This is a genomic window from Sharpea azabuensis DSM 18934 (assembly GCF_000702165.1).
GTDB lineage: Bacteria > Bacillota_I > Bacilli_A > Erysipelotrichales > Coprobacillaceae > Sharpea > Sharpea azabuensis.
Map to the genome: position 1 here is coordinate 11,446 of NZ_JNKU01000037.1, position 17,746 is coordinate 29,191.

Sequence of the window (17,746 nt, forward strand, 5' to 3'; positions counted from 1 at the left end):
ATTACATTGCTCCAATTTCAGCAATGATACTATTTTGTGTAATCTTGTCCTCTTTGTTTAGCAGTTTTATTGATTTCTTATTTGATGTATCAACAACAATAACAGATGGATCATATCCTGCTTCCTTCACTTTATTAAAATCAACAGTTGCGAGTAAGTCCCCTGCAATAACAATATCTCCTTGCTTTACATGCGAAGTAAAAAACTGACCATTTAGTTTTACTGTATCAATACCTATATGAATAAGGATTTCTTCATTATTTTTTGTAGTGATACCATAGGCATGCTTTGTAGGAAAGACAACGGAAATAGTGCCTGAAACAGGGGCATAGACATTGTGATCAGTAGGCATTATCGCAAAGCCGCTACCAAGAGCTCCACTAGAGAAAGCAGGATCTTTTACATCACTTAAAGGCATAATCTGTCCTGAAACAGGAGCATGAAGTTCTAGGGTGTCAGGCGTGTTATTTTCAGCTGTTTTTTCCTCTTCAGGAATCATACTATCATTAAAGCCAAAGAAATATGTTAGAACTGCTGAAATAAGGAAGGCAGAGAAATAACCAACTAAGAAGCCAACGAATCCTGTACCGAAGTATGCAGGGAATGTTGGTACGGACGCAACAGCTACAGCCATTGCACGTGCACCTGCTCCACCGGCGATAGCACCACCGATACCACCACCAATAATGGCACAAAGGAAAGCTTTACGATATTTAAGCGTAATACCATAGATGGCTGGTTCAGAAATTCCAAAGAAGCCCATGATAGCTGCAGGAGAAGCTACTTGTTTTAATTTCGCATCCTTTGTCTTAAGGTAAACACCTAAAGCTGCACCTGACTGTGCGATAATAGATGGCCCAAATACAGCTAAGATTGTATCGTAGCCAAACTTCTCAACATTCGAGAAGATAATAGGGAATAATCCCCAATGAATACCAAAGACAACCAATACTTGTGCAATAGCACCAATAAAGCCACCTGCAACAATCTTATTAAAACTATAAAGTGTCATATAGAAATTCGCAATTGTTGAAGACAAGAAAGAACCAACTGGACCAAAGATAATAATTGTTACTGGTACAACAATCAACAATGAGAAGAAAGGAGCAAGCCTACTTCTAATCTGATCAGGTAGTATTTTCTTTAATCCCTTTTCAACAAATGATAAGAAAACAATCGCAAATATAATAGGGAATACACTTGATTTAAAAGCTGTTAAATGTACTGGAATACCTAAGAAACTGATAGACTTTCCAGCGTCATATAAGGCTGTTAAATTTGGATAGAGCAATGCTCCAGCAATTGTTACAGATACAAAGAGATTTGTTTTCAAACGCTTTGAACATGTAATCGCAATAACAACTGGTAAGAAATAATACAAACTATCGGCAGCAGCATTAAGAATTTGATAAGTCCCACTATCAGTTGTAAGGAGCTTTGTAGCCGTTAAAACACTTAATAAGCCTTTTAAAATACCAGCCCCAATTAAAGTATCAATGAGGGGAGTAAATAAACTTGAAATAAGTTCAAGAGCTGTTCCCCAAAAGCCTTTCTTGTTTTCGCTTTTTGGAGCAGTTTCTCCATTTAATGGAAAGAGTGAAACAAGTTCATCATAGATATACTGGACATTGCTACCAAGAACAACCTGTGTTTGACCAGCTACTTCCATAACAGAAAGTACACCCTCAGTATTCTCCAGCACTTTTTGATTTACTTTATTCACATCTTTTAAGTCAAACCTTAATCTAGTAGAACAATGCGAATAAGTAATGACATTACTCTTTCCACCCACCTCCTTTAATATTGTCTTTGCGAGATCTTTGTTTGTCATAGTGACGCCTCCTTAAAATAGATATATTTTAAGTCTTGCCTGCTCTTACGCAGTCACAATCTTGTTGCTCAATTAATGCTCGCTTGTATAGATTCTATTAATATGTATGGTGAGATAAACAATCTCACTTTTCGAGACTTCATACTTATATTTTTTATCAACAAAATCATATATTTTTAATGCGCAATTAAATGCATCAGGCATTTTAGCATGGACTTGGTCATAGAGAAATTCTACATCATCATCAAATTTTTGCTTCATTAATACACGTTGAGCAAAGAACTTGAGATGTAAAATGAATCTTGTATATGATAGAGAATCTTCATCAAACTGTATTTTGAGTTGATATTGAACAATCTGAACAATTTGTTTGATGAGCTGTGTTATGTCTACAGCTGACTGTATTTCCTTGCCTCCTATTTCAGCATTAATAATATGTAATGCAATAAAGCTTGCTTCTTCATCAGGAAGATGAATATGGAGATCTCGATTGATAAGATGTATAGCTTCTAATGCAACATCATATTCACTCTTATAAAATCTTTTAATTTCCCACAGTAACTGATTTTGAAAAATTAAACCTTCACTTAGCCTCTGTTTCGCAAAATATATATGATCCGTAAGAGTAATATAAATATTATCACTTAGTGTCTTATGGAGCTTCTCTTGGGCAAATGTCTTAATCTCATCAACAACGCTTAAATATTCATCAGGAATCTGTTTCAATAATTGAGTAAGTTTATTACTGACATCATCATCTTTCAATACAAAGATATGTTCAATCCTATTACCATCAACAAGATCACCCTTATGCTTTTGAAAACCAATACCAGCTCCTTTTAAAACAATATCATGACCTAATTCATTCTTAGAAAATATGAGATTGTTGTTAAAGACTTTCGTTACTCTATATTGCATTTTTTCTCTCCTAATAAAAACGAGACTAAAACAGTCTAAAACTGTTTATAGTCTCGCCTAATCGCATTAGTCACGATCTCTATACGAATAGGATACAGCGCTTACATTTGAATGTCAAGCCACAATAGCTTACATGCCATGCCATCTTAGTAAAAAGGTGTATTATACTTAAATCTAAAACAAAGCTGTGAAAGTTCTTTCGTTAAGGAGATAAACTTAATAATCATACATATAATAAAGTATCTCATTTATTAATAATGTATGACATAGATAACATTAATATAACAAAGGTAATATAAAAGTAAATTGAATCCTATAACACTTTTATTTGACAATGTCAATAATAAAATTTGAAAAATGACATTTTTATGTTTTCGGATTTTGAAAATATATGTATACTGTAAACATAGGGATAGATGACAAATATATGACATTTTCATCAAGGGAAGCTATGAATATCTCTATGGACTACAAAATATCATTGTCATAAAAGGGAGGGATGAAAGAAATATACAGTGCGCCATTTAGGCATACATACAAACTACCACTCGGTGAATAAGTGATAAATCATGAACATCATTGTTTTATATGCATCAGAATGAAAGCGCTTAGATTTTAGTGACTGATGCATATTCCACCGCCTAAGCAAGATATTTCTCTTATTGACCAATCAATGTATGCCTTCATCTCATGAAAACATTACATTCGCAGAATATGCTTTCTTTAATGGAGGGAAAATGAAAAGAAAGAAAACGAATATCCTGCTAGGATGGATGATGCTTTTCTTGACGCTTGGTATGGGCAGTGTTCATGCCTCTAAACATACAATTACATTGCCTATTACCGCAAAGGGAAATACGTCTCATAAAGTGACAATATCCTCTACGGATTCCCCACTTCCTAGTACGGAAAACTTGACGCTCAATAATGAAACAAAGTCCTTTGTCATTCCAATTACCAAGGCAGATAACTATCACTATCTGATTACTGATGACAAGGGCACAACCTACCACACAACTGTTGTTGTAACTAGAAATGCGGATGGCAAGATGGAATCAGCTATTTATGCGAGTAAAGATGGCATAAATAAGACGGATATCATCTTTGGTTCAAACGTTACTAACAACACAATCAAACAAGAAAAGAATGTTGTATCTAAGAAGACAAAACATGTGAAGACTGAAGATGCAACAAGTATCATGAAATACATCGCTGCTTTGTTTCTCTCGGCACTTGCCTTATTTTATTACTTAATGAAATACTTACAAAATAAGAGAGGGACAGACATATGATGAAAAGATTCATGAACAAGACATTACATATCATAGTAGTCTTAGGCATGAGTTTACTCCTGGTTATGTCATTGCTCATTCCTAATGCTGCACCAGTCAAGGCAGAAGATACAAAAACAACTGCCATAGACAATTTCAGTGTCCAGGTAGCTAGTGGTGCTAAGCTAGATATCCAAGGTCGCTATGTCTGGACTCCAACTACAACTTATGACAAGCATCGTTTCACTTACAGAATCAACTATGACACTTCGGCAGAACATGACATTGTTGAAAATGGCTTTCAGATTACTATTCCAAAGAGACTTCTCAAGAATCGTAATGGTGAATATGCGGATTACATAGAGCTCTCAGTACCAACTGAAGAAGAAGCTGTCAAGGAAGAGGAAGAAGATTCTTCTCATAAGGTTGACTATGCCTATAAGGAAAGTGATGATCATAATAACTACATTATCTACAACAGACATGTCCTCTCAGGCAGTAGCCATGGCTATATCGAAGTATCTTATCTCACAAGCCAAAGTACTTTTAGCTATAAGGACATGGAAGCTTCAGATCCATTCCAGGCACATCTTTCACTCATAAATAATGGTAAAACAGAAACAGCTGAAACAGCTATGGTTCCTGTCTATATCAATACTTCAGCAACCATTTTCTCAGTTAAAAAGCAAATTCCACAAAAAATCTATCGCCAATGGGACAAAAGCTGGGGCACTCAGCCTGAAAACACAAAAGACAAATGGTTTCTCATATGGCAGATTGATACAAAGCTTAAAGACCCCCTAACTCAGCCTTATAACTTGACTCTTGAAGACAATCCTAAGACTGATGGACTACTTGTTGTGGGATATAGAAGTGGTAGTTTGAAGTTTAGTACGCAAAATGTTCTCAACAATCTAACAAAAGATGAAAATACAAGCTATGTTCTTACTGCTTATGATCCTGGAAAGTATGAGAAAGATGACTTCTATGCGTTAGACAATGATGTAAAGGCAACAATCACACCTGTTGATCAGGTGGATACACCTACAGTTGCTTCATCAAGTCAGGAATTCAGATGGGATACACCTAAGTTTGTTTATCCAGTAGGACGTTTCAGCAGTCAGAATTATGGAAATAATAACTGGTATGATAAATTTCATTATTACTGGGATTTTGCTTCTTATAACCTTGATCAACTTCAATCTGGTAAAACTATAGATAAGTTTAAATATTATACGAATTTGTTATCTTATCCTTATCCATATACGGTTAGCGGAAGTAGAGACAATCCTGATAACTATGGCAAGAACAAGGTTAATTATGAATTAACGACAGATACTTTCTATCTGGATGAGAATATCACGGATAATGTGAAAAATAATGCGCATTATTATAATATTCCTGAAGATGCAAGAAAACTTGATAAAGATGACTATCGTTATACTTCTGTAGATTGGTCTGTCAAGTATGAAATCCGTAAATTCGATTTAGCTGAACAAAAATTCGTTGTGGATACGCAGGGAAAGAATGAAGATCCAATTTATTTCTGGGTGCGTAATAATGATGGAGAATGGCAGAAAGTAGCTTCATATGATACTGATGGTGCCCATATTCTCAATAATGATTTGGTTTCTGAATTTACTGATAAGAAAATTACTTTTACTGATGAATCAAACGTGACTGGATTCAGAGTTACAACATCCAATGCACATTATCATACATTTATTGAAATCTATCCGTATATGAGTTTGAAGAGCTCTAAATATATTGATTCTAAGATTAAAGACAAGAATATTATTCGATTACAAAATTTCTCAGATTCGAAAATCACAGATTCTCAGAATAATGTGATTTCTTCAGCAAGAAGTTATGCATTTGATAGAGCTATCAGACCACAGAAATCCTCAAGCCTCAACAAGCATCTTCTCTCAACTGGCAATAATCCAGCTAAGAAGGCTTATGAATTAAGATGGAAGATTGACCAAATGGAAACAATTAAAACTGATGACAAAACAAGTTATCTTGTACAGGATTCAGGACGTTTCTATGATCTTTTACCTAAAGGTACACATCTTAAGAAAGGTACATTACAGGTTGAAACTGAAAAGGGCACACTAAGCAAGAATGACTTCAGTTATGAAATCAAGCAGAACTATATGCAGAGTGGGAGAGATCTCATCATTGTTGATATTCCAGTACAAGCGAAGTATTACAATCTATATCTTAGTGTTATGATGAGCTGGGATTCTGTGAAGGACTATGGCGAAAACATTATCAACCCAGTAGCTTATGAAACAGGCAACGAAGATATCACAGATGGCTTCGCGGATAATGGTGGTAATATGTCAGCTGCTAATAAGGCCTACATGATAGACCTAGATAAACAAACTGATGCAGCCAAATTCCTCTATGATGAAGATTCATACAGTATCTCCAACATTGCCTCATCACTTACAGGCTTACAGCTTCAAGTCAAGTCAGCTAAGGATAGTGCTTATTCATACAGTACCTTAGTATCAGGTAAAGATGAGTATTCTTATGAAACACGTCTTGTCAACTCTTATACAACAAAGAGAAAGAATATCATTATCTATGATTCACTTGAGAACTATTCAGTCAATGGAAAGAAATCAGACTGGCATGGAACATTAAGTTCATTGGATCTTACACAACTGAAGTCTAAGGGTATCGCTCCTGTTGTCTACTATAGTGAAAAAAACAACCTTTCAATAGACAACAACAATGATCTCAAAGACAGTACAATATGGAAGAAGCTTGATGAAAATACAAAACTTTCTTCTGTAAAAGCAATAGCTATTGACTGTTCTAAGAATACTAATGGTGGTGACTATATACTTAATGAAGGTGAAACGCTTAATGCTGTTATTTATATGCAGGCACCTGATAAAGTTGAAGGTAAGGCTGATGGCTATCAGAATTCCTACAATAACATATACGTCAGAGATACAACAATAGACAATAAAGATAATGAAAAAACAGCATTGATCCATCATGACTATACAACGGTATCATTCAAGATGACAGGCAATGTCGATATCCATAAGAAGTCATCTGAAAGCGATGACTCTGTTGAAGGCGCAAAGTATCGTCTTTATGGTACATCAGATTACAATACTAAGATTGATGTCACTGAAACAACAAATGCAAAGGGCAATCTCGTATTTGAAGTTATTGAAAAAGGAACATATAAACTCAAGGAAACATATTCACCAGATGATTATTTCCTAGACAAGACAGAATACAATGTAATCATTAATGATGAAGGTCAGTTCTTTATCTATAAGAATGACAATGAAGAAATTACAAAGAATGACAATGTCGTTACATTGACAGATGATCCAAGAATACATGGTGATGTTGTATTTGAAAAACGAGATTTGGTTAATAAGGCTTTAGGTGTCAAAAATGCACGTTTTAGTCTAACAGGTAAATCAGTTTATAAGAATGAAGTGCTCCTTTATGCAACATCGGATGATTATGGAACTGTTAGATTTGAAAATATAGAATATGGTGTCTATACGCTTAAGGAAGTGGGCACGCCAGAAGGCTATATTTCCAATGATGTAGATTATACTGCAGTTATTGATGACAAGGGTAATGCAGGCATACAGGATGCAGTAACTGATAAGACAGGCAACATCATTATTTATAATGAACCATATCATACAATTCAAATTTCAAAGCAGTCATCATATGACGACTCATTACTTCAAGGTGCAGAGTTCTCATTGAAAGGAACATCCAATAAAGGAACAAAGGTTAATAAAACATCTATATCAGGAGCCGATGGACTTGTGACATTCGATGGCCTTGAGTCAGGTACATATATCCTCCAGGAAACAAAAGCTCCAACTGGATATACGGCTGAAAGCACCAAGCATGTAGTCGTTATTGAGAAAGACGGTAAATACACAATTGATGGTCAAGAACATAACACTAACAATAAATATCGTGTAGACAACGAAAAGATTAAAGATGGCAAAATCATTGTTAAGAAGGTCTGGAAAGACAACAAGACAAATGAAGAAAGACCAACACCTGTTATTCATATCACAACAGATATCACAAAAATTCCTTCTTATGTGGAGTGGAGGGAGGATAATTTGAATGATAAAGTCAATTATTCTTCCAAAATTAGAAATAGTCCATTTTCTCATATTTTAAATTTTAAAGCTAATAGTGTGACTTCGATTTTGTATAGTGATATTTCGGAAACCGAAGTGCCAAATAATGCAGTTCGACTTGATAAAAATTTCTATGATGCAAATGCACGTTATAAGATATATGGCTGGCAAAAAGATAACGTTATCTATTATTGGACGAATGCACAAACGATAAGGATGTCGGATGCAGTAAAATATATGTTCTCATATTTTGATAAGGCTACTAAGATAGATACAAATAAAATAGATACTGCTTTTATGACAAGTATGCAGGAAATGTATTCTAGCAATAAAGCATTAGAATCAATAGATTTATCTAATTTTGATACTAGCAAAATCACAAATATGGAAGGAATGTTTAGTGATTGCAATTCTCTAATGTCTATAAATGTCTCTAATTTTGATACAGCTAAAGTTAAAAATATGAGTTATATTTTTAATGGTTGCTCATCATTAAAAGCATTAGATCTTTCTAAATTTAATACGTCAAAGGTGATTTCCTTCAAGTATATGTTTGGAAGCTGTTCTAAATTAAATAAATTAAACATTTCTTCCTTTGATACCAGAAATGTTAAAAATATGTACGGAATGTTTTATCGCTGTTCACTTTTAGAATCATTGGATCTATCATCTTTTGTTACTTCAAACGTTGAAGATATGTCTTGTATGTTTGATTTTTGTTCAGATTTAAAAGCCTTAGATCTTTCAAGGTTTGACACATCAAATGTTATAAATATGTCTTATATGTTTAGATACTGTAGTTCACTTATCTCATTAGATATATCTTCATTTAATACTGCTAAAGTTGAATATATGGACGGAATGTTTTATGCATGTATTTCGTTAAAGTCTCTGGATGTATCTTCTTTTAACACCCCATCAATATATAGTATGAATTATATGTTTAATGACGTGAAAAACGTTGAAACTTTGGACGTTTCTCATTTTGAAGCTGCACGTTATATGAATGGCATGTTTTCTAGTTGTGAAAAATTAAAAGAATTAGATCTTTCAAATATGCATGTTAATCGTTATGCTACTTACTCTTGTGAGGTATCGGATATGGTTTCTTATTGTGATAATTTAGAAAGAATATATGTTTCTGAGCCGTGGCTTAATATATCGGATTGGGATGGGGATATGTTTAGAAATAGCTATAAGCTACCTAATTATGACCCTAGAGAAACTGGTATGAGTAAAGCTTATTATGGTGGTGATGGTAAAGGTTATTTCACTTATAAGGCTACTTCAACAGGCGCAAAAGCGAATAACATTGGATTCATTGAGACACTAAAAGAAATCGGATCAAATATTATTTCACTATTTAAGAACTTGAGTATTATAACTGAAGTTCATGCTGAAGATAGGGCTACTTATTCATCTGATACTGATGCTACAATAACTAAAGATGGTGATGTTTGGACTTATGAATTTAATGTTGCTGATGATCATGCAACTTATTATGCATGGGAAGATCCTGTTGAAGGTTATACATCTTCGAATAAAGAGAATAATCCAGTTGTAACTACAAAAGAAAATCCTTCGGAAATCGTAAATACTGATACAAGAGTAGTAAAGAAAGATTACTATAGTATTGATATAACTAAGAAGGTGGATGGTAAACAATTGGTATTGACTGATATTCCAGTAACTAAATACTCTCATACACCTAATATAAATGATGAAGGAATCCAAAATGGTAACTATTTAGAAGGCATGAATATAAACGATGTTGTAACAATTGATGGCGCATCCAAACTTCATGTGAAGATAATTTATGGTGGTGAGTCAAGTGATTGTGACTGGGTATGCATGTGGCAAGGGAAACATCCAAACTACACAGCTTCAAATAATCACAGCACCTCAATCTCAGGAAAGCTTGGCGGCGGCAATCATACAAATACAAGTAACACTAAAGAATATGATATTGATGGAGACAGTGTTACTTTTGGATTTAGATCTGATTATATTGGTATTGGAGATGGGTATGGCTACTATGCAATTGTAACAGGATTAGATGAAAACGGGAAAGTTATTCCTTCTACAAAGAAGGAATATAAGATCACAGAAGATTCACCAACAATTGAAGTTCCAAATAAATATAAGGATATGAGTTATCTTTTCACGGTCACCCTATCTGGAAAAAATATTAAAGGTACACAAATATTTGGTGATGTTGTATTTAACGATGGTGTTGGTAGAGTAAATCTAAAAAATGGTGAAACCGCTCATTTGACAGATATTCCTGAAGGTACGTCATACTCAGTAAAGGAAAATGAATATGAAGAGCTCATAACGACTCATACAAATGCAAGTGGAATGTTAAATGATGATAATTATCATGCTGATGTTCTATTTGAAAACCACTATCAAGAAAAGAATCTAGATATAGAAACAAATGGCTTTACGATGAAGAAACAGGTAGAAGGTTTCTCTGTAAATGAACATACATATGACTTTGATGTTGCATTCAAGAAGCTTGAAAAGAATACAGAGTATAAGCTAGGTAATAACGTGTTTACATCAGATAGTGATGGTAATGGCTATGTGCATGTAATGATGAAGAAGGATGAAGAACTAAAGATTGATAATCTTCCTGTTGGTGCACAGTATAAAATTACTGAAACAGCGGGTGAATACAAGCCTTCTTATAATGCTCATGTACGGTAAAGAAGCAAGCAACCGAAAACAATAGATAGACCGCCAGCACTACACTATTCCGAACCAAAGACCAAAAGATAAGCATTTTGAGAAAATCTAAACTTTTGGATTTTCCTACAATGCCGACTACGGCGGAATCCCTCCCACTCCTTATATATTTCTTTCTGTATACATTGAATTTGTATTTAGTAAAATGCAGACAACACCACGGATCGGCTTTTGGCTGGACAATTCCAACCAAACACCGCAGCAGACAGTAGAAACCATTCTGAACGTTAGGAAGCCGGTATGATTGTTACATATAAGGGGAAGAAAAATTTCTTTTAGATACTTGTTTTCCTAAAACTGATGTGATATAATAATTCTATTCCAGAAAAGGAGTAAAAAATATGCGGCAAGGTATTCTTAAATAAAACTATAATCAAATAGTGGGAACAAAGGATTATGATAGTCCCTTTTGTAGGGGCTTAGTTTTTTGTACCCAATTTAAGAATACTTTTGCCTTATCAATTTTGACATATCCCCAAAAACAGCACTCACAAACAGGTGTATGCTGTATATGTGTATGTCCGCAAATTATCATCCCCAGTGGTAAAAGTATTTTACTGCTGGGGATTTTTATGCCCTTCGGGGCAGTAAAGGGAGGACAATCACATGAAAATAATCAATATTGGAATTCTTGCCCATGTAGACGCTGGAAAGACGACCTTGACGGAGAGCCTGCTATATGCCAGCGGAGCCATTTCAGAACCGGGGAGCGTCGAAAAAGGGACAACGAGGACGGACACCATGTTTTTGGAGCGGCAGCGTGGGATTACCATTCAAGCGGCAGTCACTTCCTTCCAGTGGCACAGATGTAAAGTCAACATTGTGGATACGCCCGGCCACATGGATTTTTTGGCGGAGGTGTACCGCTCTTTGGCTGTTTTAGATGGGGCCATCTTGGTGATCTCCGCTAAAGATGGCGTGCAGGCCCAGACCCGTATTCTGTTCCATGCCCTGCGGAAAATGAACATTCCCACCGTTATCTTTATCAACAAGATCGACCAGGCTGGCGTTGATTTGCAGAGCGTGGTTCAGTCTGTTCGGGATAAGCTCTCCGCCGATATTATCATCAAGCAGACGGTGTCGCTGTCCCCGGAAATAGTCCTGGAGGAAAATACCGACATAGAAGCATGGGATGCGGTCATCGAAAATAACGATAAATTATTGGAAAAGTATATCGCAGGAGAACCAATCAGCCGGGAAAAACTTGTGCGGGAGGAACAGCGGCGGGTTCAAGACGCCTCCCTGTTCCCGGTCTATTATGGCAGCGCCAAAAAGGGCCTTGGCATTCAACCGTTGATGGATGCGGTGACAGGGCTGTTCCAACCGATTGGGGAACAGGGGAGCGCCGCCCTATGCGGCAGCGTTTTCAAGGTGGAGTATACAGATTGCGGCCAGCGGCGTGTCTATCTACGGCTATACAGCGGAACGCTGCGCCTGCGGGATACGGTGGCCCTGGCCGGGAGAGAAAAGCTGAAAATCACAGAGATGCGTATTCCATCCAAAGGGGAAATTGTTCGGACAGACACCGCTTATCCGGGTGAAATTGTTATCCTTCCCAGCGACAGCGTGAGGTTAAACGATGTATTAGGGGACCCAACCCGGCTCCCTCGTAAAAGGTGGCGTGAGGACCCCCTCCCCATGCTGCGGACGTCGATTGCGCCGAAAACGGCAGCGCAAAGAGAACGGCTGCTGGACGCTCTTACGCAACTTGCGGATACTGACCCGCTTTTGCGCTGCGAGGTGGATTCCATCACCCATGAGATCATTCTTTCTTTTTTGGGCCGGGTGCAGTTGGAGGTTGTTTCCGCTTTGCTGTCGGAAAAATACAAGCTTGAAACAGTGGTAAAGGAACCCGCCGTCATTTATATGGAGCGGCCGCTCAAAGCAGCCAGCCACACCATCCATATCGAGGTGCCGCCCAACCCGTTTTGGGCATCCATCGGACTGTCTGTTACACCACTCCCGCTTGGCTCCGGTGTACAATACGAGAGCCGGGTTTCGCTGGGATACTTGAACCAGAGTTTTCAAAACGCTGTCAGGGATGGTATCCGTTACGGGCTGGAGCAGGGCTTGTTCGGCTGGAACGTAACGGACTGTAAGATTTGCTTTGAATACGGGCTTTATTACAGTCCGGTCAGCACGCCGGCGGACTTCCGCTCATTGGCCCCGATTGTATTGGAACAGGCATTGAAGGAATCAGGGACGCAACTGCTGGAACCTTATCTCTCCTTCACCCTCTATGCGCCCCGGGAATATCTTTCCAGGGCTTATCATGATGCACCGAAATACTGTGCCACCATCGAAACGGTCCAGGTAAAAAAGGATGAAGTTGTCTTTACTGGCGAGATTCCCGCCCGCTGTATACAGGCATACCGTACTGATCTGGCCTTTTACACCAACGGGCAGAGCGTATGCCTTACAGAACTGAAAGGGTATCAGGCCGCTGTCGGCAAGCCAGTCATCCAGCCCCGCCGTCCAAACAGCCGCCTGGACAAGGTGCGCTATATGTTTCAGAAGATAATGTAACGTCTTGCGCAATGCAAGCGTTCATTGCTGGCTATTGCGAAATATCATTGATAAAATCAGTATCAGAGAGGAGAAACTATTTTGAACCAGGAACAGACGAATATTACAACAGGAAAGCAAATACGTCATCTGCGAACACAATTGGGAATGACACAGGAAGAACTAGCCGGGGAATTGAATGTTACCCGGCAGGCACTATCGAATTGGGAGAGAGATGTTAATGAACCCGATTTAAATATGTTGAAAAAAATTTGCTTTCTTTTTGGAGTCAACATGGACGATTTTGCGAAGGAGGTAATAACAAAGATGGAAACATATGAAAAAAAGGAGAAACGACAATTTAATAAGTACGATATGGCAATTGGACTTTTTTATGGTGTTGGTATATTTCTTGGCATTGGTATTTTCTTTGTTGGCGGTTTTATGACAATGTCAGGTGCAGGGTGGGGAGCATCGCTATTTGGCGGTGGCTGTTTTTCTCTTGTATTTGGCTTGATATGCCATGCAGTTATTACATTGAGAAGAAATGACAAATGATGACATATCCTGCTTTCTATACTTTTCGGTAATACCGAGTAAAAAAAGCCGCTGCTTTTGGCTTTCCAATAGCGGCGGCTTAATGCAAGCGGCGGCAAAGGGAAATATCCTTTGAATACCTTACAGAAGAAAAGTTTTGCAGCATTACAAAAATAAAAGCCTATACCATTTTGGAAAGAAAAGATACATAATAGTCAAGACGACAACAATCAGAAGTTATGGAGGGTAACAATGGAATATAGTAAGGAAGATTTAATGGAAGCAAAAAAGCAAATTTTGGGAGTGGGAGAGAACATGGGAACAGAGGAAAGTAAAAAAATCTGGGAGGAGAACGCACAATTTTGGGATAATGCAATGGGTGACGAATCTAATGAATTTCACAGAGAGGTAGTGCGCCCCAAAGTAACGGAACTTCTATCTCCTAATCCTGCGGATTACATTTTGGATATTGCGTGTGGCAATGGAAATTATTCTTCGTATCTTGCACAAAGAGGTGCTTCGGTTGTCGCTTTTGATTACAGCAAAAAAATGATAGAATTGGCTAAAAGACGGCAATCACAATATGCAAAACAAATTGAATTTTGTGTGGCGGATGCGACCGATAGAAAAAGTATATTAGAATTAAAAAGAAATCGAGCCTTTACGAAAGCAGTTTCTAATATGGCAATTATGGATATTACGGACATTGAACCACTTCTTATGGCTGTTTATGAACTGTTGCAGGAAAGCGGAATTTTTGTCTTTGCAACGCAACACCCTTGTTTTGTCACGTTGACTGAAAAATATATGACACCGCACAGTTACTATGATATAGCGATTGAAGGGCAACCGAAAGAGCAGATTTATTATCATCGTTCCATACAAGATATTTTTAACCTTTGTTTTAGAGCTGGATTTGTCATTGATGGATTTTATGAAGAATGTTTCAAAACCAACAAAGAAATTCCTATGGTAATGATAGTAAGGCTTAAGAAGGTAAAACGTGATAGCTTAAAATAAATTCAAGTTTGTCGGGTAAATAGCAAACCCAGCCGAGCCAGTCAACGATAAAATGAACGCCGCTTCGCGCCGTCGTTGACAGCCCCGCCCGTCTTTGCTGGTAGGCAATCAAGGGGCGACAGCAAGGAGTACTGCCGCCCCGCACTATTATTCAGAGAGGGGGAATTTCCATGACCGAAGATGAAGCCTACAAGGTGCATATCCAGTACACATTCAATGCCTTTTGCAAGGTAGTCATTCGTCACGCAGCCATAGATAAAATCTTGAAGCTGCGCCGGAGGTGGGAACGGGAAGTTTCCCTTGATTATCTGATGAGTGAAAAGTTTGTCCAGCTTGCCGAGCCGGAGTAGCTTGAAGAATATCTTTTTACCGCCTGCGGCCAGACCGCCGTTCTGTATCATGCGGAGCTTGCCGCCGCCCTTGCCCTTTTGCCGGAGCAGACGCAGGAAGAAATTTTTCGTTACTATTTCCTGCGCCAGCCGCAGCGAGTGATCGGCGTACATATTGGCCGGACACGCAGCACAGCGGGGCGGCATATCCGGCTTGCCTTGCAGCGGTTAAGGCGGCTCATGGAGGGAAATGACTATGAGTAAACTTCTCCCCTATGAAACAATCGTCAAAGCCCATGAGGGCGACCCGGACGCAATCGACACCATTCTTTCCCACTATGCCGGATATATCCGCTACTGTTCCAAAGTACACGGGAAAGTCAACGCCGAAGTTGAGGAACATATAAAGCAACAGCTCATTGCCGCCCTGTTCAAATTTCGCTTTGACCGATAAACAAAGAACAAACACTGGCTGTCATTAGCGGTTTCACTCCAGCCAGTTTACAATTCATCTATTCCTAAAGGAAGCAGGTCATAGTATAATAGAACCAACGACAAATATACTTTTAGGGGAGATATAGCAATATGAAAAGTAATAAATACTTAACTATTGGCTTATTAACAGGATTTATTGTCGGTGGTTGCATAGGTGTGTTGGCATGGGCGTTTTTGCAAAATCTTTTTGCTATTTCTATTTGTGCAGGTATCGGAATGTTGATTGGAATTGTTATAGGTACATTGATTGATTATGAAAAAAATAATCATCAAGAGAAATAGAAAAAATGCACAATGCCTTAAAGGGAAAACAGGAATTTATTGTGCTATCCATCATTGGGCCAACCTGACCTGAACTTTCAAAACTGAATATCCACCGCCCATCGGCGGCCAGCGAAAGCAGTAAGTCTGAAAAAGATTTGCTGCTTTTTTCTTTATCCGTTTGGCAAAATCGCAAAGTCATCCGTAGTAGGTAGGTGAAGCCGGAAACAAAAAATTTTCTGCGGCGGTAGCCAAATCTGCATTTTCTGTATTTCTAAGGCAAAGGAAAATTTGAGAAAATTCCCGGCAAGCGGGTAGCTGGCGGCCTTTGAAATGTATCTTTAGCGGAAAGAAAGAACTGCGGGTAAAAATCGCCCCACGCCGTAAGATTTTTGCAGAAATCCGGCCAAAACAGGCGGCAGCTATACGAGTAGTAAGTGCAAGGGGAAATCTACGGCTTACTTAGAGCAAGTTTCTACCACGGTGCCAAAATCCGCAATTCTGCGGTTTTGCCCCTCGCGGGAAACTTGTTGGGGAGTGCCTTCCCCAAACCCTGCTATGCGGCTTACGCCGCAAAAATATTTCTGTCCGGCAGACAGGAAATGCCCCGAAAATAGCTAACAGACCAGCCCATTTTTTGTGATAAGTGAAAGGAGGTTTACAGCCCATGCCGAAGCGATACAACACCCCCCACCGCAGCCATGTTGTGAAAACCCGGCTGACCGATGAAGAATACGCCGACTTCACAGAACGGCTTGCGCCCTATGGTATCAGTCAGTCCGAATTTCTCCGGCAGGCCATCCGGCGCACTACCATACGCCCCGTACTCCATGTGTCGTCAGTCAATGACGAGCTGCTCTCCGCTGTCGGGAAGCTCACAGCCGAGTACGGCAGGATTGGCGGCAATCTCAACCAGATTGCCCGCACCCTCAACGAGTGGCATAGCCCCTACCCGGCTATGGCAAAGGAATTGCGGGAAGCGGCCGCCGACCTTGCCGCCCTCAAGTATGAAGTCCTAAAGAAAGTAGGTGACGCCGTTGGCAACACTCAAGCATTTAGGCTCTAAGAACGCCGACTACGGAGCCGCCGAACAATACCTGCTCTTTGAGCATGACGAATTTACTATGAAGCCCGTCCTTGATGAAAACGGCAGGCTTATCCCCCGTGAGGATTATCGCTTGTCCACGCTGAACTGCGGCGGCGAGGATTTTGCCGTTGCGTGTATGCGCTCCAATCTCCGCTATGAGAAAAATCAGCGGCGGGAGGATGTGAAAAGCCACCACTATATCATCAGCTTTGACCCACGGGACGGGCCGGACAACGGCCTGACCGTAGACCGGGCGCAGGCTGCAAAAGTCAATATAATAATGCAGGTTTTGGACAAAATAAGAATGTAGATTTTCCTACATTTTTATTTTGTCTTTTTAATCATCATCAGTCATTAGCTGAAGCTGATCTTTTAATCTGTAGGAAGGACCATTAATGTTCAATACCTGACTGTGGTGTAACAGTCTGTCAAGGAGTGCATTCGTAAGAACAGGATCTCCAAAAACCTCTGGCCATTTGGAGAATGTCAGGTTAGTCGTGATGAGAGTGCTGGACTTCTCATATCTCTTCGCAATGAGATTGAAGAAGAGATTGGCTGTATCCACATCCATCTTCTCGTAGCCAAGCTCGTCTAGTATC

General features: G+C 38.8%; 13 protein-coding genes. 9 read left to right on the top strand and 4 right to left on the bottom strand.

Going from position 1 to position 17,746, the window contains the following annotated elements:
- Position 1 precedes the first annotated feature (1 nt).
- Positions 2-1,831 carry a beta-glucoside-specific PTS transporter subunit IIABC gene (locus tag T529_RS0108495; protein WP_033163191.1) on the bottom strand — a complete coding sequence of 610 codons (1,830 nt, stop codon included), beginning with the start codon at positions 1,829-1,831 and terminating at the stop codon, positions 2-4.
- A 72-nt stretch (positions 1,832-1,903) separates the two neighbouring features.
- On the bottom strand, positions 1,904-2,749 hold the full coding sequence (gene licT, locus T529_RS0108500; protein ID WP_033163192.1) for a BglG family transcription antiterminator LicT: 846 nt from the start codon (positions 2,747-2,749) through the stop codon (positions 1,904-1,906).
- A 737-nt stretch (positions 2,750-3,486) separates the two neighbouring features.
- Between licT and T529_RS0108505 the strand changes: the two genes are divergently transcribed.
- The 5 genes from T529_RS0108505 (at position 3,487) to T529_RS0108525 (ending at position 14,975) form a co-directional block, all read left to right on the top strand.
- The gene (locus T529_RS0108505) at positions 3,487-4,041 is read left to right on the top strand and encodes a hypothetical protein (protein WP_033163193.1); all 555 of its coding nucleotides are present in this window, start codon (positions 3,487-3,489) and stop codon (positions 4,039-4,041) included.
- A complete protein-coding gene (locus T529_RS12595; protein ID WP_051646926.1) occupies positions 4,038-10,874 on the top strand; it encodes a BspA family leucine-rich repeat surface protein in 6,837 nt (2,278 codons plus the stop codon). The genes T529_RS0108505 and T529_RS12595 overlap by 4 nt, the downstream gene beginning before the upstream one ends.
- Positions 10,875-11,519: 645 nt before the next feature.
- Entirely contained in the window at positions 11,520-13,439 is a 1,920-nt protein-coding gene (tet(W), locus tag T529_RS0108515; RefSeq protein WP_033163194.1) for a tetracycline resistance ribosomal protection protein Tet(W), read from the top strand.
- 81 nt (positions 13,440-13,520) lie between these two features.
- Positions 13,521-13,976, top strand: coding sequence for an XRE family transcriptional regulator (locus T529_RS0108520; protein WP_001071126.1), 456 nt, complete (start codon positions 13,521-13,523; stop codon positions 13,974-13,976).
- Positions 13,977-14,207: 231 nt separating this feature from the next.
- Positions 14,208-14,975, top strand: coding sequence for a class I SAM-dependent methyltransferase (locus tag T529_RS0108525; protein ID WP_000456787.1), 768 nt, complete (start codon positions 14,208-14,210; stop codon positions 14,973-14,975).
- 41 nt (positions 14,976-15,016) lie between these two features.
- Here the strand turns inward: T529_RS0108525 and T529_RS13880 are convergent, their stop codons facing one another.
- Positions 15,017-15,478, bottom strand: a complete 462-nt coding sequence (locus T529_RS13880) for a hypothetical protein (protein ID WP_021659603.1) — start codon at positions 15,476-15,478, stop codon at positions 15,017-15,019.
- Positions 15,479-15,560: 82 nt separating this feature from the next.
- Between T529_RS13880 and T529_RS0108535 the strand changes: the two genes are divergently transcribed.
- From T529_RS0108535 to T529_RS0108550, 4 genes are all read left to right on the top strand, one after another.
- On the top strand, positions 15,561-15,758 hold the full coding sequence (locus T529_RS0108535) for a helix-turn-helix domain-containing protein (RefSeq protein WP_001909500.1): 198 nt from the start codon (positions 15,561-15,563) through the stop codon (positions 15,756-15,758).
- Positions 15,759-15,889: 131 nt separating this feature from the next.
- Positions 15,890-16,081, top strand: a complete 192-nt coding sequence (locus T529_RS13525; RefSeq protein ID WP_000841357.1) for a hypothetical protein — start codon at positions 15,890-15,892, stop codon at positions 16,079-16,081.
- A gap of 646 nt (positions 16,082-16,727) precedes the next feature.
- Positions 16,728-17,126: a plasmid mobilization protein gene (locus tag T529_RS0108545; RefSeq protein WP_001126628.1), complete on the top strand. Its 399-nt coding sequence runs from the start codon at positions 16,728-16,730 to the stop codon at positions 17,124-17,126.
- Positions 17,098-17,457 carry a hypothetical protein gene (locus T529_RS0108550; RefSeq protein ID WP_476661781.1) on the top strand — a complete coding sequence of 120 codons (360 nt, stop codon included), beginning with the start codon at positions 17,098-17,100 and terminating at the stop codon, positions 17,455-17,457. The genes T529_RS0108545 and T529_RS0108550 overlap by 29 nt, the downstream gene beginning before the upstream one ends.
- A 27-nt stretch (positions 17,458-17,484) precedes the next feature.
- On the opposite strand, the gene T529_RS0108555 is transcribed toward T529_RS0108550, so the two are convergent.
- A partial coding sequence (locus tag T529_RS0108555; protein ID WP_033163199.1) for an ATP-binding protein occupies positions 17,485-17,746 on the bottom strand: 262 nt, incomplete at its 5' end.

Excerpts from the sequence above, each read along its gene's own strand:
- T529_RS0108505 (WP_033163193.1), top strand. The coding sequence starts at position 3,487 with ATGAAAAGAAAGAAAACGAATATCCTGCTAGGATGGATGATGCTTTTC.
- T529_RS0108545 (WP_001126628.1), top strand. The coding sequence starts at position 16,728 with ATGCCGAAGCGATACAACACCCCCCACCGCAGCCATGTTGTGAAAACC.
- T529_RS12595 (WP_051646926.1), top strand. The coding sequence starts at position 4,038 with ATGATGAAAAGATTCATGAACAAGACATTACATATCATAGTAGTCTTA.
- T529_RS13880 (WP_021659603.1), bottom strand. The coding sequence starts at position 15,478 with ATGTACGCCGATCACTCGCTGCGGCTGGCGCAGGAAATAGTAACGAAA.
- licT (WP_033163192.1), bottom strand. The coding sequence starts at position 2,749 with ATGCAATATAGAGTAACGAAAGTCTTTAACAACAATCTCATATTTTCT.
- T529_RS0108495 (WP_033163191.1), bottom strand. The coding sequence starts at position 1,831 with ATGACAAACAAAGATCTCGCAAAGACAATATTAAAGGAGGTGGGTGGA.
- T529_RS0108525 (WP_000456787.1), top strand. The coding sequence starts at position 14,208 with ATGGAATATAGTAAGGAAGATTTAATGGAAGCAAAAAAGCAAATTTTG.
- T529_RS0108535 (WP_001909500.1), top strand. The coding sequence starts at position 15,561 with ATGAGTAAACTTCTCCCCTATGAAACAATCGTCAAAGCCCATGAGGGC.
- T529_RS13525 (WP_000841357.1), top strand. The coding sequence starts at position 15,890 with ATGAAAAGTAATAAATACTTAACTATTGGCTTATTAACAGGATTTATT.